The sequence below is a fragment of the Brachybacterium sp. AG952 genome (genome assembly GCF_004362645.1).
In the GTDB taxonomy this organism is placed as follows: domain Bacteria; phylum Actinomycetota; class Actinomycetes; order Actinomycetales; family Dermabacteraceae; genus Brachybacterium; species Brachybacterium conglomeratum.
Map to the genome: position 1 here is coordinate 1,055,854 of NZ_SNXV01000001.1, position 17,123 is coordinate 1,072,976.

The window sequence follows — 17,123 nt, forward strand, 5'->3', positions numbered from 1 at the left end:
TCGCCCCGCAGGAGCACCTCGCCCGACGGAATCTCGCGCCGTCGACCACCGGCCGCCTCGCCCCGCGAGGCGGCCGGTGGTGTGATACTGCCCCTGTGAGCACCTTTCCCACCGCGACCCCGACGCCCGGCCCCGACGAGACCTTCGGTGGCCGGGCGTTCGCGCCGCGGGAGGACGGGACGATCGTCGGCGTCGGCGTGGACGTCGTGGACATCCCGCGCCTGGACGCGATGATCTCCCGCACCCCCGCCCTGCTGGACCGCCTCCTGACCCCGGGGGAGCGGGAGCTCTCGCCGGCCTCGCGCGCAGCCCGGGTCGCCGCGAAGGAAGCGGTGGGCAAGGCCCTCGGCGCGCCCGGCGACTTCTCCTGGCAGGACGTGACCGTCGAGCGCGCCGCCGGCCGACGCCCGCACCTGCGTCTGCGGGGCGCGACCCTCGCCGCCGCCGAGCGACAGGACGTCGAGCACCTGCATCTCTCCCTCTCGCACGACGGCGCGATCGCGACCGCGATCGTCGTCGCCGAGCGCGCCTCCGCCCCGAGGAGCCTGTGATGCTGCGGGCCCACGGCGCCGAGGCGGTCCGCGAGGCCGAGCGACCCCTGCTCGAGGCGGGGGAGCCGCTCATGCTCCGCGCCGCCACGACGCTGGCCGAGCGCGCCGTGCACCACCTGCGCTCGGCGCCCTTCGCCCCGCAGGTGCTGGTCCTGGCCGGGGCGGGCTCCAACGGCGGCGACGGCCTGCACGCCGCCGCGATCCTGCGTCGCGAGCACTCCCTGGACGCCGATGCGATCACCACCGCCCCGCGCCGCCACGAGGAGGGGGCCGCCGCGCTGGAGGCGGCGGGCGGGACCCTCCACCCCCTCGCGAGCCTCGACGAAGAGCGCCTCGCTTACCTCCTCAGCGGCGCCGACCTGGTGATCGACGCGATCCTCGGCATCGGCGGCCGCCCCGAGGTCCCCGCCGCGCTCGTGCCCCTGCTCACGGCGGTGCGGGACAGCGGCGTGCCGGTCCTCGCCGCCGACCTTCCCAGCTTCGTGGACGCCACCACCGGCCAGGCGGCGCCCGAGGCGCTCCCGGCGCGGGAGACCGTCACCTTCGGCGCGGTGAAGGCGGGGCTGCTGCTGCCGGGCGGGGCCGAGCTCGCCGGGACCGTGCACCTGGTGGACCTCGGCCTCGAGGAGCACCTCCCGGCCCGGGCAGCCGTCGAACGGCTCGAGGACGCCGACGTGCGCGCCCTGCTCCCGCGCCCGGGCCGCGACTCCACCAAGTACAGCCGTGGCGTGGTCGCGCTCGCCGTCGGCAGCGAGCAGTACCCGGGCGCGGCCGTCCTCGCCGTCTCCGGCGCCGCCCGGACCGGCGCGGGGATGGTCCGCTGCCTCGCCCCGCAGGCCGTGCTCGACCTGGTGCTGCGGGCCCGGCCCGAGACCGTCGGCCATCCCGTCGGCCCCGGTCGCGCCGGCGGCCGGGTGCTGGACGACGAGACCCTCGCCCGCACCCATGCCGTCGTGATCGGCCCCGGCCTGCCGGGCGACGACCCCCGCGTGCGCAGGGGCGTCGCGCTGCTGGCCGGGCAGATGGACGTCCCGGCGGAGGCGCCGCGCCGCGGCGTCCTCGACGCGGGCGCGCTCGGGGCGATCGACCCCGGCACCCGTCTCTGCCCCGACGTGGTGCTCACCCCGCACCGCGGCGAGGCCGAGCGCCTCGCCCGCCGCCTCGACATCGACCCCGACCTGCCCGCGCCCGAGCTCGCCCGGGCGCTCGCCGCGGCGACCGGCGCGACCGTGCTTCTCAAGGGCGCGATCACTCTTGTCGCCCCCGGCGACGGCGGGCCGCTGCGCTCCCAGGACGACGCCACGCCCCAGCTCGCGACCGCCGGCACCGGGGACGTCCTCGCCGGGGTGCTCGGGGCCCTCCTCGCCGCGGGCCTGCCCGGCCCCGACGCCGCCGCGCTCGCGGCGCTGCTCCACGGCCGCGCCGGGCGCCTCGCCTCGCGTGACGGACTGCACCCCCTGGTCGCCCTCGACGTCGCGGACTCTCTGCCGGAGGCCATCGGGACTATCCTGGCGGACGCCCAGGACCTGAACCGAGGAGCCCGATGACCATCCCGATCCCTGCCGAGGACCCACGGCACGTGCCCAACCGGGCGGTGATCGACCCCTCCGCGATCACGCAGAACACGCGGGCGCTGGGGACCCTCCTCGAGGAGCAGACGGCGCTGATGGCGGTCGTGAAGGCCGACGGCTACGGGCACGGGATGCTCACCGCCGCCCGTGCCGCGATCGAGGGCGGTGCGACCTGGCTCGGCGTCGCCCACCCCGCGAGCGCCCTGGCGCTGTCCCGCGCGGACCTCGACGCCCAGATCCTCACCTGGCTGTACGAGCCGCACACCGCGCGGATCGTGCTGCCCGAGGTGCTGCGCTCCGGCGTCGACGTGGCCGTCGGCTCCCCGGAGATGCTCCAGCTCGTCACCGAGGCCGCCCGCGAGGCCGACCGCCGCGCCCGCGTCCACCTCAAGATCGACACCGGCATGGGCCGGAACGGCGTCCTGCCCTGGCAGGTCCGGGAGATGGGCGCCGCGATCCGCGACGACGACTTCCTCCAGCTCACAGCCGCCTGGACCCACCTGACCAGCGCGGAGGATCCCGAGGGCCCCGCCACCGACCAGCAGGCGGAGCTGTTCGACTCGGCCTGCGAGGCGCTCGAGGACGAGGTCGGACCGATCCCGCTGCAGCACATCGCAAACTCCGCCGCGACCCTCACCCGCCCCGACCTGCACCGCGACATCGTGCGTCCCGGCATCGCGCTGTACGGCTATCCGCCGGTCCCGGCCGACGTCCCGCTGCGCCCCGCGATGACCCTCTCCAGCCGGCTCGCGCTGGTCAAGGAGGTGTCCGAGGGGCACAGCGTCGGCTACGGCCGGATCCACCGCACCAGCCGCGCCACGACCCTGGGCCTGGTGCCGATCGGCTACGCAGATGGCCTCCACCGCACCGCCTCGGACAGCATCGACGTGCTCGTGCGCACCCAGAGCGGGGACCGCCGCGTCCCCCAGGTGGGCCGGATCAGCATGGACCAGATCGTCGTGGACCTCGGCCCCGAGACCGCCGCTCGCGCCGGCGACGAGGTGGTCCTGTTCGGCGACGCGGGCGGAGAGCCCGACGCCCCCTCCGCCCCGACCGCGGACCACTGGGCCCGCGCCGCGGAGACCATCCCCTACGAGGTGCTGACCTCCGTCTCCGGACGCGTCACCCGGGAGGTGCGCGCATGAGCGAGGCCCAGGGGAGCGGCGCGGCCGGGAGCGCGGACGGTGCGGCGGGGGAGTCCGACGGCGCCGTCGTGCTGCGCACCCGCGACGCGGACGGCACCCGCGCCCTCGCCCAGGCGCTCTCCGGGGCGCTGCGTCCCGGCGACCTGCTGATCCTGGACGGACCGCTCGGCGCCGGCAAGACCACCTTCACCCAGGGACTCGGCGCCGGCCTCGGCGTGCGCGGCCCCGTCGCCTCGCCCACCTTCGTGATCGAGCGGGTCCACCCGAGCCTCACGGGCGGCCCCGACCTCGTGCACGTGGACGCCTACCGCCTCGGCGGCGAGGGCGAGATCGACGATCTCGACCTCGAGGCCGACCTCGACCGCGCCGTGACCGTCGTGGAATGGGGCAGGGACCGGGTCGAGCATCTCGCGGACTCCGTGCTGCTGGTCGAGCTCGAGCGGCCCGACCGGGTCGACGACCCGCTGGACCCGGACGAGCCCCGCACGCTGCGGCTCACCCCGCGCGGGCCCCGCTGGGACGGCGCCGCGATCGCCGCGCTCGAGGCGGCGCTCGCCGAGGTGGCAGGGCCTGACGGCACCGCGGAGTCCGCCGATGCCGATCCAACCTCCGACACCACCGAGGGAGAGCGCTGATGCTGCTGGGAATCGACACCTCGGGCGCGGTGAGCGTCGCCGTCGCCCGCGGAGAGCTGGCCGCAGGCCCCGCCTCGTCCGCGGGGGCCGCTCCCGCGCAGAGCGATGCCGCGTCCGCGCACACCGGCCTCGATATCCTCGCCGTCCGCTCCGACACGCGCTCCCGCCACCACGACGAGGTGCTGCTCGCCCTGGTGGAGGAGACCCTGCAGGCCGCAGGCGTCACCCGCGGCGAGCTGACCGGCGTGGTCGTCGGCCGCGGCCCGGGCCCCTTCACCGGCCTGCGCGTGGGGCTCGTCTCCGCCCGCTCGATCGCCTCCGTGCTCGGCGTGCCCCTGCACGGGCTGAGCTCCCTCGACGCCCTCGCCCACAAGGCCCTCGCCGCCGTGCCCGCCGAGCGCGGCCCCGTCACCGTCGGCGTGGCGCTCGATGCGCGCCGGCGCGAGGTCTACCACGCCCGCTACCGCCGCGAGGCGGACGGCGAGATCCTCCGCATCGCGGAGCCGGCCGTGGACGCCCCCGCCGAGGTCGCCACCGCGCTGACCGCCTGCGACCTGCTCGTCGGCTCCGGCACCGCGCTCTACCCCGAGCTGCTGCCCGCGACCGTCGAGCTCGAGCACGTCGACGCCGGGCACCTGCTGCTGGCCGCCTCCGCCCTCGCCGCCCGCGGCGAGGACCTCACCAGCACCGAGCCGATGTACCTGCGCGAGCCCGACGCCGCGAAGCCCACCGCGCGCAAGAGCGCGCTCGGCCGCTGAGGTGGCGGCCGCCGACGGGGTCTGGACCCTGCGCCCGGCGACCCTCGAGGACGTCGAGGAGATCGCCTTCGCCGAGCTCGAGCTGTTCCCCGACGAGGCCTGGACCGTCTTCCAGCTCGCCGAGGAGGTCGAGCACCCCGACCGCCGTTATGTCGTCGCGGTCGAGGGCGACGCCGAACCGGTCTGCAGCCCCGACGGCCGGACGCTCCCCTCGCGCGGCGGCGCGCTGCTCGGCTATGCCGGGATCATGCTCGCCGGAGACCTCGCCGACCTCCACACCATCGGTACCCGTCGCGAGGGGGAGGGCATCGGCCGCGCCCTGCTCGCCTGGTGCGAGGAGCAGGCCCGGCGCGGCGGCGCCGAGCGGATGCTGCTCGAGGTGCGCGAGGACAACGACCGCGCCCGCGCCGTCTATGCCGCCGCCGGCTACCGGGAGATCGGCCGACGACGCGGCTACTACCGGATCCGCGGCCGGCGCATCGATGCCCTCGTCATGGAGCGCACGCTCGGCGCGCCCGGCGGCCCGTCGGCCTGACGCGCTCGGCACACCGACCCGCACCGCAGGCCCGGCTCAGACGTGGTCGCGGACCTTCTGGAAGATGTCCGGGTAGCGGGCGTCCAGGCGGACCGTCGCGATGCGCAGACCGATCAGCAGCACGGCCACGCCGATCACGATCGCCAGCACGCCGGCCCCGGTGATCAGCGCCAGGTTCCCCGCGATCGTGCCCCAGATGCCGAGACCCAGCGGCGGCAGCATCGGCACGAACACCGTCACCATCGAGATCGCCATCGAGAGCATGGCGTTGGAGCTCGAGGCGGACTTGTCCTTCATCGGGTTGGTGCCCGGGGCAGAGCTCGGGTAGGGCAGCAGCACGCCCACCACCATCGAGGTGCCCCAGCCGGAGATCATCGCGCCGAGCGAACCGAGCACGGTCATGGGGATCAGCTCCGGCAGTCCGTACAGCAGCGGCAGCGCGACGGTGATCACCACGACCGCGGGCACCATCAGCACCGCCATCGCCGCGATGCGGCCCAACAGGTTCGCGCGGGTAGGGGCGCCGGCGACGATGTTGACCCAGCCGGACGGTCCGTCGAAGCCGATCTCGTTGGAGATGCTCAGCCCCGTCATCGCGCACATGAACACGGCCATGCCCAGCATCATCGTCCGGGCCTCGGGGACCATGAACCCCATCGCCACGAAGAAAACGATCACCACGGGGTAGATGCCGAGGGCGGCGAGATAGCGGGTGTCCCGTCGCCAGTAGCGCAGGGACTTGCCCATCACGGCGCCGAAGGGACCGGCGGGCACGAGGCGCGGCACGAGCGGGGAGACCTTCGCCTGGCCCGAGGAGGCGTCCCCGGTCAGCGCCGAGGTCATCGACAGATCGATCGAGCGCCTCCACCACAGCCAGACCAGCACGATCGTCGCCGCACCGATCAGGGCGCGCAGCAGCGCCGTGAGCACCCGGCCCTCGGCGAGATCCATCGGCACGGAGAACAGCGCACCGAGCGGCGTCCAGGCGAGCACCTCGGTCGCCAGCGGCAGCTGCTCGCGCACCCAGAGCATGTCGAGGTCCTCGATGCGCTGGGCGGAGAGTGAGAAGGCGTAGATCGCCACGAACATCGCCAGGAAGCCGAAGATCCCGCCGAGCTCGCGGCCCTTGCGGCTCGAGGCCCGCGCGGCGGAGTGCGCGAACCAGGCCCGCGGCAGCAGCAGGCACAGCGCGAGGCCGGCGAGGTTCGCGGGGATCAGCGCGAGGGCGCCGAGCGCGACCCACCCGGCGCCCTGGCCGAACAGCACCAGCCACAGCAGCTCGAAGGCGGTGGCGATCGCGATCGCGAGCAGGGTGAAGAGGCTCGGCAGGCTCAGCGCGGCCGCCGCGAACATCCCCGGCTGCAGCTCCCTCGCGCTGCGGGGGAAGAGGGCGAACGAACGCGGGTCCAGGGTGTCGTCGATCCCGAAGGCGAGGACGGGGATCAGGAACCACAGCAGCACGGTGACGGCGCCGAGGCCGCGCACGATCTGCGGGAACAGCTCTCCCTCCCCGGCCCACAGCGTGGTGCCGAGGAACAGGAAGACCAGCATGGCCAGGCCGCCCAGGCCGTAGAGCGCCCCGATCGAGGTGCCGATGATCTTGCCGACGTTCTTGCGGTAGGACCGCTTCCACAGCGTCCACTTGAGCTTCAGCTGCAGGCGCACCAGGTCGCGTCCGCGGATCTCGCCGTGGCGCACGTCCTGCGCGGCCGCGGTCCGTGCGTGCTCGGTGCTCAGGACTCCAGCCACGACAGGCTCCCCTCCGCGACGTCCCCGCCGCCGACGAGGTCGATGAAGGTCTGCACGAGGCTGCCGCCCTGGCGCACCTGGTCGAGGGTGCCGTCGGCCATCAGCCGCCCGTCGGCGATGATCGCGACGTGGCTGCACAGCCCCTCGACCAGCTCCATGACGTGGCTGGAGAGCACGACCGTGCCGCCGCCCTCCACATAGGCGGTGAGGATCGTGCGGATCACCTGCGCGGAGACCGGGTCGACGGCCTCGAGCGGCTCGTCGAGCACCAGCAGGCGCGGCGCGTGCAGCAGGGCGCTCGCCAGGAGGATCTTCTTGGTCATGCCGGCGGAGTAGTCCACGACCAGCTTCCCGTCCTCGCCCGCGAGGTCGAGCGCGGTCAGCAGCGACTCCATCCGCTCCTCGACCACGGCCGGCTCCATCCCCCGGAGCAGGCCGACGTAGGTCAGCAGCTCCCGTCCGGTGAGCCGGTCGAAGGTGCGCAGCCCGTCGGCGAGGACGCCGAGGCGCGCCTTGGCCGCCTGCGGCTCGGCCCACATGTCGTGGCCGAGCACGTGCGCGGTGCCGTCGTCGGGCCGCAGCAGGCCCGTCGCCATCGACAGGGTGGTGGTCTTGCCCGCGCCGTTGGGGCCGACGATCCCGTAGAACGAGCCCTGCGGCACGTCCAGGGACAGTCCATGGACCACTTCGGTGCCGGAGAAGGACTTGCGCAGCCCGCGGATCGACAGTGCGGTCGAGCTCGGGACCGAGGCCTCGGCGGAGACCGGTGCGGCGGCACCGGCGAGGGGGCCGGGCGCCTCGACGGTCCCGGAGGGGTGGGCCGGGGGCGTCGTCGATGTCCCTCCCGCCTCCGGGGCGGTCCCCGGGACGGGAGGAGAGGAGGGGAGGGAGGGGTTGCTGTGCATGGGGTCACGCTATCGGCCGGTCCGTCCGCGACGATCCCTTCCCACGGCGGGCGGGACCACGACCTTCGTCGGTGCTCGACCGCGGCAGAGCATCGGTCGAACCGGGATCGAGCCGCCGTCGAAGGCGCTGGCAGTGCCGGAGGAGAGGGAGGCGGTGACTAGGATGCCGATGAGCCACCGTGGCTCGAACGGAAGGAGCCCCATGTCGAATCTGCGCCCCGCCCCCGGGGACCCGGGTCTCGCCCCCGAGGTCCAGGAGATCCCGATCGGTGTGCGCCGGGCCGCGTCATGGTCGTGGCGACTGCTCGTGATCGTCGCCGCCGGCGCGCTGCTGCTGTGGGGGCTCACCCGGGTCACGACCATCGTGATCCCCGTGCTCATCGCGATCCTGCTCGCCGCGCTGCTCCAGCCCGTGGTCAAGATCCTCACCCGCTACACCTTCCTGGGCCGTGCCGCGGCCAGCGGGATCGCTCTGCTGGGCCTGCTGCTCGTGATCGCGGGGATGTTCACCCTCGCCGGGCGGCAGCTGATCGCCCAGTGGGACGACATCCAGAGCCGCGCAGTGCAGGGCTTCCAGGCGCTGCTGGAGTGGGTGCAGAGCACCTTCCAGATCGACACCCCGATGATCAACTCGGCGCTCGACGAGGGCCTCGAGCAGCTCCAGCAGTACTCGGGCCAGCTGGTCAGCGGCGCGGTCACCACCGCCACGGCGCTCGGCAACATCGGCACCGGGCTCGTCGTCGCCCTGTTCACGCTGTTCTTCGTGCTCCACGGCGGGGGCGGGATCTGGCGCTGGTCCGTCGGCCTGCTGCCGCCCGCCGCCCGCGTGCCCACCCACGAGGCGTTCCGTCGCGGATGGAAGGCGCTGTCGGCCTACGTGCGCACGCAGGTGCTGGTGGCCGCGGTCGACGCGACCGGCATCGCGATCGGCATGGTCGCGCTGAGCCTGGGCTCCTACGCGGTGCCGATCTGGCTGCTGGTGTTCCTGTTCAGCTTCATCCCGCTGGTCGGTGCGATCGCCTCCGGCGCGATCGCCGTGCTGCTGGTGCTGGTGCTGAACGGCTGGGTCGGCGCGCTGATCATGCTCGCGGTCGTGCTCGCCGTGCAGCAGCTCGAGGGCAACGTGCTCCAGCCCTTCCTGATGGGCAAGGCCGTGGAGATCCACCCGCTCGGCGTGTTCCTCGGCGTGGCCCTCGGCGCGATGATCGCCGGGATCCCGGGCGCGCTGTTCGCGATCCCGCTGATCGCCTTCGTCAACGCGACGCTGCTGTACGTGGTGGGCCGCGACCCGAGCCCCGAGCTCGGTCACGACAAGGCCGGCGCCGAGCACTTCGCCGCGCTCGGCGCCGGCGTGCCCGCGCACCAGCTGGCCGAGGTCGGCGCGGACTCCGAGGCGCAGCGGACGTCGGCCGACGAGGGCTCCTCGGCGGACCTGGCGATGCTCGGCACCGTCCCCGCCGCCGAGCGCCGGACCGCGACGGAGGACGGCGCGTCGCCGACGGGGACCGGCGGGCACGCCGCCGACGCGGATGCTGCGCACGCCACCGACTCGAGCGACGCCGACGCGACGTACACCTATGGCGCCGAGGCGACCCAGGCGAGGTCCGCCCGGGAGCCGTCGACCGACCAGGTGGACGGGACGTCGGCCGAGCAGCCCGCTCCACGCCACCGCGCGGAGGACGAGCGGGACTGACCGCGCTCGCAGTGCGAGAGAGCCCCTTCCGGCAGCTGCCGGAAGGGGCACTCTCGTCAGTCCGGGCAGTGCCCGGTCGCCCCGTGGGGCGCGCGGCTCAGGCCGAGTACGGCTTGGCGCGGAGGATCTCGATCGGGAAGGACTTCCCGGTCGGCGCGGTGTAGTCGACGGTGTCGCCGACCTTCGAGCCGTGGATCGCGCTGCCCAGCGGCGACTCGATGGAGTAGACCTCCAGGTCGTCGTCGCCGTCGGCGATCTCGCGGTTGCCCAGCAGGAAGGTGCGCTCCTTGCCGGCCATCGAGATGGCCACGACCATGCCAGGCTCGACGACGCCGTCGTCCTTCGGGGACTCCCCGACCACGGCGTTCTTCAGCAGTCGCTGGAGGTCCGCGATGCGCGCCTCCATCTTGCCCTGCTCCTCGCGGGCGGCGTGATAGCCGCCGTTCTCCTTGAGGTCGCCCTCGTCGCGAGCCGCGGCGATGCGCTCGGCGATCTCGGTGCGGCCCGGGCCCTCGAGCTCGGCGAGCTCCTTGGCCAGGCGGTCGTACGCGTCCTGGGTGAGCCAGGCGCCATTCGGCTGGCTGCTCATGGGTTCACTCCTGTCGTCCTCGGTGAAGCGCACGGGGACGAAGACCCCCAATACGCGAATCACGGGGCACATGTCCTCATGCGCCCCGTGTGCGGGTGATGATGACCGGTGGTTCGCCGGTTCCGGGCAACATTACACGGCGCCCTGAGCATTTCCCGGGACCGGTGGACGTTTTACGCGCACCGTGAAATCCGCGGGAATGGTCCTCCGGTCGGCAGCGGGGTCAGCCGACGGTGCAGCCGACGACCTCGGCGGAGACCGCCTCGCCCTGGGTGGAGATCTCGACGTGGTGCGCGGTGCGGCGCTCGGTCTGCGCCGGGATCGTGGTCTCGACGAAGCCGACCTGTGCGCGCCCCTCGTTCATCGCCTGGATCCTGCAGGTCGCCTCGGTGCCGGGCGCCATCGTCACCACGAAGTCCACGCCGATGCGGTCCGCGGCGAGATGGTCATAGGCCAGGACGTCGTAGCGGACCTCCTCGCGCGCGACGAAGAGCCCCACCACGATCACGATCGCGACGAACACCGCGCCGGCGACGGCGACCAGGATCTTCGCGGTGCGGGGGGAGACGAGCGGTCCGCCGTAGCGCTGGCGGTGGAGGTCCTCGGCATCGTCCATGCGCCCAGTCTCCCAGACCCTCCCCGGGAGCGGCCCGGAAGGCCGGGTGGAGGGAGCGAGGGACCGGTCACGTCCGAGGCGAGGAGGCGGCCCGCGCCCTGCTCGCTCCCGGAGGGGTGGCGTACGATCGGGCGCTGGTGCAGGTGTCGCGGACCGTGTCGGTCGCGCGCGTGAACCGCACCGGGGCAGTGCCCCGCCCGTCGTCTCCGAGGAGTCCCGTGACCGTCCAGCTGCCCGCCCCCGATGAGCCCCTGCGGATGGTGGCCGTCCATGCGCACCCCGACGACGAGTCGTCCAAGGGTGCCGGGTCGACCGCACGCTACGCACGCGAGGGAGTGCAGGTCACGGTGCTCACCGCGACCGGCGGAGAGCGCGGCGACGTGCTGAACCCCCGCCTCCGCGACGATCCGGGGATCACCCCCGAGAGCCTGCCCGGGATCCGCCGCCGTGAGATGGAGCGGGCGAAGGAGATCCTGGGCGTGGACCACGAGTGGCTCGGCTTCGTCGACTCGGGACTGCCTGAGGGGGACCCGCTGCCGCCGCTGCCGGCCGGGAGCTTCGCGACCCTCCCCGTCGAGGAGGCGGTCCGTCCGCTGGTCGAGGCGGTGCGCCGACTGCGCCCGCACGTGATGACCACCTATGACGAGAACGGCGGCTACCCGCACCCCGACCACATCCAGGTCAACCGCATCTCCGTGGCGGCCTTCGACCTCGCCGCGGACCCGGACTTCGCGCCCGAGCTCGGCGAGCCCTGGGAGATCGCGAAGCTGTACTACATCAACGGCTTCCACCGTCAGCGCTTCGCCGCCGTGAGCCGTCACCTGCGCGCGGAGGGCACCCCCAACGAGGAGCTCGACCAGATGCTCCAGCACTACGACGAGAGCCACGACCGGCTGCTCACCACGCGCATCGACGTGCGCGACTATCTCGGGATCCGCGATGACGCGCTGCGCGCCCACGCCACCCAGGTCGACCCCGAGGGGCCCTTCTTCCGCATCGCGCACGACGCGGAGATCGCGGCCTGGGGCACCGAGGACTACGAGCTGCACATCTCCCGGATCGGCGTGAAGCTGCCTGAGCGGGACCTGTTCGCCGGGCTCCGCCACGAGACCGTGGAGGCCCGCCCGTGATCGGGGCAGGTCTCGGTGGGGCGGGCGTGCTCCCGGCCCTCGGCGCCGTGCTCCAGGCCGCGCCGAGCCCGTCGGACGGCGAGGAGTTCAACTCCGTCACCGTCTCCCCGGGTCTGCCCGGCTTCCTCGCGACCTTCGTGCTCGCGGTGGTCGTCGTGCTGCTCCTGATCGACATGACGCGGCGCGTCCGACGGGTGCAGGCCAGGGCTCGGGTCGAGGAGCGCCAGGCGCAGCTCGAGCGCGAGGAGGCCGAGGCCGAGGCGGTCGATGCCGAGGCGGCCGGGCGCGAGAAGGCCGCGGGTGACGCCGCCTACCGAGGGACCGCCGACGGCGAGGGTGCAGAGGAGGCGCAGGCCGACGGCGCGGACGCCGCGCCGGACGGGGAGCCCGCGGGCTCCGCGGAGCCGACGGATCCTGCGGGACCGACGGAAGTCTCGGACCCCTCGGAGGATGCGCAGGAGGGCGACGAGCGCCGCTGAGCGCACGCCGCCCGGGGAGCGGCTCTCCTCAGAGCACCGCCGCGGCGACGGCGGCGAAGTGGCAGCCGAAGCCGATCAGGGTGCCCGCGTGGAAGATCTCGTGGAAGCCGAACCAGGCGGGGGAGGGGTTCGGCCGCTTCAGCGCGTACATCACCGCGCCCGCCGTGTAGGCGAGTCCGCCCAGGAGCAGCAGGATCACCACCGGCCAGCCGCCGCCCGCGTGCAGCTGCGGCATGTAGAACACGGCCACCCAGCCGAGGGCGACATAGGCGGGGACGTACAGCCAGCGCGGCGCACCGGTCCAGAAGATCCGGAAGCACACCCCGACCAGCGCGCCGCCCCAGGCGATCGCGAGCAGCGTGAGCGCCTGGCGCGGGGCCAGCAGCGCCGCGGCGATCGGGGTGTAGGTGCCTGCGATGATCAGGAAGATGTTCGCGTGGTCGAAGCGGCGCAGGATGATCGCGCGCTGCGGGGACCAGGTGCCGCGGTGGTAGACCGCGCTGATCCCGAACAGCATCCCGGCCGTCAGCACGAAGACCGCGCAGGCCAGGCGGATCGTGAGGGTCTGGCCGACGGCGACCAGCAGCAGCCCGAGCACGAGCGTGGTCGGGAAGGCGATCAGGTGCAGCATCCCGCGCAGACGCGGCTTGGGCAGCTGGAGGCCGAGCTGGGTGGCGCGGCGTGCCATCGCCCGGGTCAGGGTGCGGGGCGCGAAGGGGAAGTTCTCCGCTGTGGGCAGGTCCTCGTCGCGCAGCTCGGTGGTGCCGCCGCTGCCGGCCACGGCCTCGGCGATCTCGCGCGGCGCGGGGTCCTGGAGCGTCGGGGCGCCGCCGGGGGTGGCGGGGGACTCGTCGGCGGCGCGCGGTGTGGGGCCGGAGGCTCTCGCGGCGGCCTCGTCATGGGGTCCGGGGGTCATGGGCACACCGTAACCTACGCAACCGTAGGTTCGATATGGGGGTGCTGTGACCGTCTCGTGCGGATTCCCACCGATCGTCGGGCGGCGCTCCCGCGGTCGTCGATAATGGACGGAGCGCGCCGCACCCGGCGCGCACCCGGGGCGGAGGTGCCGGGCGGGCACGACGAGGGGACGGAGGCGCGCATGGCCGGCGACGGGCTGCTGTACCGCGTGTACGAGCGCAGGCTGTCCAAGGAGCTCGAGTCCTTCGACCTCCCGCAGCACCTCGGCGTGATCGTCGACGGGAACCGCCGCTGGGCGAAGGCCGCGGGGGAGTCCACCGCCCAGGGTCATCGCGCCGGCGCCGCGAAGATCGTCGAGTTCCTCTCCTGGTGCGAGGACCTCGGCATCCCGCTGGTCACCGTGTGGATGCTCTCCACCGACAACCTCCGGCGCCCGCCGGAGGAGCTCGTGGCCCTGTACGAGATCATCACCTCCACCATCGAGCAGATCACCGACGCCGGCTACTGCGTGCGCCTGACCGGCAGCGCCGACTCCCTCCCCGAGGAGATGCGGGAGGGGATCGCCCGCCTGCAGCAGGAGACCTCGCCCGAGGCCCGCCTGACCGTCAACGTCGCGATCGGCTACGGCGGCCGCGAGGAGATCGTCCACGCGGTGCGTGAGCTGGTGCGGGACCTCGGCGCGCAGGGGAAGGGCATCGAGGAGATCGCCGAGGGGATCAGCGTCGGCGCGATCGCCGAGCACCTCTACACGCGCGGTCAGCCCGACCCCGACCTCATCATCCGCACCTCCGGCGAGCAGCGCCTCTCCGGCTTCCTGCTCTGGCAGTCGGTGCATTCCGAGTACTGGTTCTGCGAGACCTACTGGCCCGGGTTCCGCCGTATCGACCTGCTGCGCGCCCTGCGCGACTTCTGCCGACGCGAGCGCCGGTACGGCGCCTGAGGCCGTCGGCCCTGGCGCCTCGTCGGCCCGTCCGCGCGTCGGCCCGTCGGCGGTGTCGGCCGAGGGCGTCGACCCGGCTAGGTGGTCCTCGTCGGCCGCCTTGAGCGCGACGCACCCGCCCGCGCCCTCCCCGCATCGCGCTGTGAGCGGTGGCACACTGGCCCTCATCGGGAGCCCGCAGAACTCCCGATGACGATCGGGTGAACGTCGTGTCCGCCGCCCGCGGGACTCGCCCGGCGGCGGGTGCACCGAGGGCTAAGGTCCAGGCATCCGCGAGATTCCGGGAGGCTCCCATGGACGAGACGACCACTGCCCGCGAGACGACGACCGCCTTCGGCGGCAGCTTCTCGCCCGGACCGGACGGCGGGACGGCGGTGATCGGCGCCGCGAACCCCGACGGCGCCCCCGTGGTCCCCTCGCTCCGGCCCGGCGCCGCCCAGCAGATGCTCGCCGAGATCGAGACGGGCGTGATCACCTACGTGCTGGACACCTCGGTGCTGCTCTCGGACCCGCTCTCGCTGCACCGCTTCGCCGAGCACGACATCGTGCTGCCGATCGTCGTGGTCACCGAGCTCGAGGCCAAGCGCCACCACCCCGACCTCGGCTACTTCGCGAGGCAGGCGCTGCGCATCCTCGACGACCTGCGCGAGCTTCACGGGAACCTCTCCGTGCCGCTCCCGATCGGCAAGGACGGCGGCCACGTGCACGTCGAGCTGAACCACATGAGCACCGCCTCGCTGCCCGACGGCTTCCGCCTCGGCGACAACGACACCCGCATCCTCGCCGTCGCGAAGAACCTCCAGCTCGAGGGCAAGAACGTCGTGCTGGTGTCGAAGGACCTGCCGATGCGGATCAAGGCCAGCGCCTCCGGCATCCACGCCGAGGAGTACCGGGCCGAGCTCGCCCGCGACCGCGGCTACACCGGTATGGTCACCACCTCCGTGGACGAGCAGACCATGACCGACCTCTACGACGGCCAGGTCGTCGAGGTGCCCGAGATCGCCCACCACCCGGTGCACACGGGCCTGACGCTCACGAGCCCGCGCGGCTCGGCGCTGGGCCGCGTCACCCGCGACAAGCAGGTGCGGCTCGTGCAAGGGGACCAGACCGTGTTCGGGGTCGCCGGCCGCTCCGCGGAGCAGCGCGTCGCGATCGACCTGCTCCAGGACGAGTCCATCGGCATCGTCTCCCTCGGCGGCCGCGCCGGCACCGGCAAGAGCGCCCTCGCCCTCTGCGCGGGTCTCGAGGCCGTGCTCGAGCGCCGCACCCAGCGGAAGATCATGGTGTTCCGTCCCCTGTTCGCGGTCGGCGGGCAGGAGCTCGGCTATCTCCCCGGCGACCAGAGCGAGAAGATGGGCCCCTGGGGGCAGGCCGTGTTCGACACCCTCGGCTCGATGGTGTCCCAGAACGTCATCGACGAGGTGCTCTCCCGCGGCATGCTCGAGGTGCTCCCGCTGACCCACATCCGCGGTCGCTCCCTCCACGACGCCTTCGTGATCGTCGACGAGGCCCAGTCCCTCGAGCGCAACGTGCTGCTGACCATGCTCTCCCGCATCGGCCAGAACTCCCGCGTGGTGCTCACCCACGACATCGCCCAGCGCGACAACCTCCGCATCGGCCGCTACGACGGGATCGCCTCCGTGGTGGAGGCGCTCAAGGAGAAGGAGCTCTTCGCGCACATCACCCTGCAGCGCTCCGAGCGGTCGAAGGTCGCGGAGCTGGTCACCCACGTGCTGGACGAGCCGATCCCCTGAGGGGCGGGGCACGGGACGAAGAAGCGCTGCCCGGACGGCCGGGTGGGGTCGGCACTGCACCGGACGGGACGGTGGTGACACGCTCTGGCCATATGGCCACGTCGTGTCACCACCGTCCCGTCCGAGCTCAGGGGCGATGACGACGTCTCCTCCCCAGCGGTGACTTCTCCACAGAGCCGGCGACTCCAACGGACCGTTCCGCAGACATGCTGGGATCTCCGCATGGGGGTTCGAGGAGTCGTGCACAGGAAGGGGCTGGCGGAGGTCGAGCCCGATCCCGATCGGCGCCGTGCTCTCCTGCGCAGCGGGAAGATCCGCTCCGTGGACCAGTGGTACGTGACGGAGGAAGCACCGGAGGACCTTCTCGCCCTGCTGGAGCTCGGGGTCCGACCGACCTGTCTCGACGCAGCCGCGCTGCATGGTCTGTGGATCCCGATGGCAGTGGGTGTTCACGCTTACCGGCCACGGAGGGTCGAAGCTCCACCTGATGCTCCTCGCCTGGCGCAGATCAGGCGCCGGCGTGACGCGGGGTCGGGCGAGCTTGTGCCGATCCCCGACTTAGGAGCAGGGCATCCGGCCCCTGCGACGCATCCTCTGATCCTGTACGCGCCGAGCCTCCGTCGCTGGGGCAGTCAAGACCCTGTCCCCGACATCGTCCGCACCCTCGATCACGCGGTGCGCTGTCAGTCCACGGTGAACGCGGCGATCCTCATCGAGTCCGCGCTGAACAAGCGATGCCTCAGCATGAAAGACCTGGACCGCCTTCTCGCAGGACTGCCTCAGCGGAAGCGACAACCTCTGGCACGCGTACGTGCCGACGCGCAGCCCGGGACCGAGACCGCTGTTCGATGGTGGCTCGAGGAGCGCCGGGTGCGGGTGCGCAGCCAGGCGCAGCTGCTCCCAGACGTCAGGGTGGATCTGCTTATCGGCACGAACTGGGTGATCGAATGCGACAGCCGGCGATTCCACGACGACCCCACGCAGTACCGGGAGGACCGGCGGCGCGGCCTGACGCTCTCCTCGCGCGGCTATCGGGTCACCCGTCTGACCTGGGAACAGGTCTTCCTGGATTGGTCGAGGACGTCCGCGATGCTGTTGGAGATGCTCCGTCGGCGTGATCATCGCCGTCTGCTCCCGGTGCGGGCAGCGGGGTGA

At 73.2% G+C, this 17,123-nt stretch carries 17 protein-coding genes; 12 read left to right on the forward strand and 5 right to left on the reverse strand.

The features are described from left to right. Positions 1-95: 95 nt before the first annotated feature. From DEU31_RS04675 to DEU31_RS04700, 6 genes are read left to right on the forward strand one after another with little or no spacing between them, the layout of a single operon-like run. Entirely contained in the window at positions 96-551 is a 456-nt protein-coding gene (locus tag DEU31_RS04675) for a holo-ACP synthase (protein ID WP_010550270.1), read from the forward strand. Next, positions 551-2,098 carry an NAD(P)H-hydrate dehydratase gene (locus DEU31_RS04680; protein ID WP_133676048.1) on the forward strand — a complete coding sequence of 516 codons (1,548 nt, stop codon included), beginning with the start codon at positions 551-553 and terminating at the stop codon, positions 2,096-2,098. The genes DEU31_RS04675 and DEU31_RS04680 overlap by 1 nt, the downstream gene beginning before the upstream one ends. Further along, the gene (alr, locus tag DEU31_RS04685) at positions 2,095-3,267 is read left to right on the forward strand and encodes an alanine racemase (protein ID WP_133676050.1); all 1,173 of its coding nucleotides are present in this window, start codon (positions 2,095-2,097) and stop codon (positions 3,265-3,267) included. The genes DEU31_RS04680 and alr overlap by 4 nt, the downstream gene beginning before the upstream one ends. Next, on the forward strand, positions 3,264-3,902 hold the full coding sequence (gene tsaE / locus DEU31_RS04690; protein ID WP_243733714.1) for a tRNA (adenosine(37)-N6)-threonylcarbamoyltransferase complex ATPase subunit type 1 TsaE: 639 nt from the start codon (positions 3,264-3,266) through the stop codon (positions 3,900-3,902). The genes alr and tsaE overlap by 4 nt, the downstream gene beginning before the upstream one ends. Then, entirely contained in the window at positions 3,902-4,660 is a 759-nt protein-coding gene (tsaB, locus tag DEU31_RS04695; protein WP_133676052.1) for a tRNA (adenosine(37)-N6)-threonylcarbamoyltransferase complex dimerization subunit type 1 TsaB, read from the forward strand. The genes tsaE and tsaB overlap by 1 nt, the downstream gene beginning before the upstream one ends. Position 4,661: 1 nt before the next feature. Then, positions 4,662-5,195 carry a GNAT family N-acetyltransferase gene (locus DEU31_RS04700; protein WP_133676054.1) on the forward strand — a complete coding sequence of 178 codons (534 nt, stop codon included), beginning with the start codon at positions 4,662-4,664 and terminating at the stop codon, positions 5,193-5,195. 36 nt (positions 5,196-5,231) lie between these two features. Here DEU31_RS04700 and DEU31_RS04705 read toward each other — a convergent pair whose 3' ends face one another. Further along, on the reverse strand, positions 5,232-6,944 hold the full coding sequence (locus DEU31_RS04705) for a hypothetical protein (protein ID WP_133676056.1): 1,713 nt from the start codon (positions 6,942-6,944) through the stop codon (positions 5,232-5,234). Beyond that, positions 6,929-7,849, reverse strand: a complete 921-nt coding sequence (locus tag DEU31_RS04710; RefSeq protein ID WP_133676058.1) for an ABC transporter ATP-binding protein — start codon at positions 7,847-7,849, stop codon at positions 6,929-6,931. The genes DEU31_RS04705 and DEU31_RS04710 overlap by 16 nt, the downstream gene beginning before the upstream one ends. Positions 7,850-8,051: 202 nt before the next feature. Here DEU31_RS04710 and DEU31_RS04715 point away from each other — a divergent pair, with 202 nt between their 5' ends. Next, the gene (locus tag DEU31_RS04715; protein ID WP_133676060.1) at positions 8,052-9,542 is read left to right on the forward strand and encodes an AI-2E family transporter; all 1,491 of its coding nucleotides are present in this window, start codon (positions 8,052-8,054) and stop codon (positions 9,540-9,542) included. A 97-nt stretch (positions 9,543-9,639) separates the two neighbouring features. Here DEU31_RS04715 and greA read toward each other — a convergent pair whose 3' ends face one another. Then, entirely contained in the window at positions 9,640-10,131 is a 492-nt protein-coding gene (gene greA, locus DEU31_RS04720; protein ID WP_010550261.1) for a transcription elongation factor GreA, read from the reverse strand. A gap of 223 nt (positions 10,132-10,354) precedes the next feature. Continuing rightward, positions 10,355-10,747: a DUF4307 domain-containing protein gene (locus tag DEU31_RS04725; RefSeq protein WP_133676062.1), complete on the reverse strand. Its 393-nt coding sequence runs from the start codon at positions 10,745-10,747 to the stop codon at positions 10,355-10,357. A 218-nt stretch (positions 10,748-10,965) separates the two neighbouring features. Between DEU31_RS04725 and mca the strand changes: the two genes are divergently transcribed. Together mca and DEU31_RS04735 are read left to right on the forward strand one after the other, a co-directional pair. Continuing rightward, positions 10,966-11,877 (forward strand): mycothiol conjugate amidase Mca, encoded by a 912-nt coding sequence (mca, locus tag DEU31_RS04730; RefSeq protein ID WP_053917933.1) that lies wholly within the window; start codon positions 10,966-10,968, stop codon positions 11,875-11,877. Then, entirely contained in the window at positions 11,874-12,356 is a 483-nt protein-coding gene (locus DEU31_RS04735) for a hypothetical protein (RefSeq protein ID WP_243733716.1), read from the forward strand. The genes mca and DEU31_RS04735 overlap by 4 nt, the downstream gene beginning before the upstream one ends. A 28-nt stretch (positions 12,357-12,384) precedes the next feature. On the opposite strand, the gene DEU31_RS04740 is transcribed toward DEU31_RS04735, so the two are convergent. Continuing rightward, positions 12,385-13,272 (reverse strand): hemolysin III family protein, encoded by an 888-nt coding sequence (locus DEU31_RS04740; protein WP_133676064.1) that lies wholly within the window; start codon positions 13,270-13,272, stop codon positions 12,385-12,387. 183 nt (positions 13,273-13,455) lie between these two features. On the opposite strand from DEU31_RS04740, the gene DEU31_RS04745 reads away from it, so the two are divergent. The 3 genes from DEU31_RS04745 (at position 13,456) to DEU31_RS04755 (ending at position 17,123) form a co-directional block, all read left to right on the forward strand. Further along, positions 13,456-14,214 (forward strand): isoprenyl transferase, encoded by a 759-nt coding sequence (locus DEU31_RS04745; protein WP_126986454.1) that lies wholly within the window; start codon positions 13,456-13,458, stop codon positions 14,212-14,214. 443 nt (positions 14,215-14,657) lie between these two features. Next, positions 14,658-15,968 (forward strand): PhoH family protein, encoded by a 1,311-nt coding sequence (locus tag DEU31_RS04750; RefSeq protein ID WP_133676352.1) that lies wholly within the window; start codon positions 14,658-14,660, stop codon positions 15,966-15,968. Positions 15,969-16,289: 321 nt separating this feature from the next. Beyond that, positions 16,290-17,123, forward strand: coding sequence for a hypothetical protein (locus tag DEU31_RS04755; protein ID WP_133676066.1), 834 nt, complete (start codon positions 16,290-16,292; stop codon positions 17,121-17,123).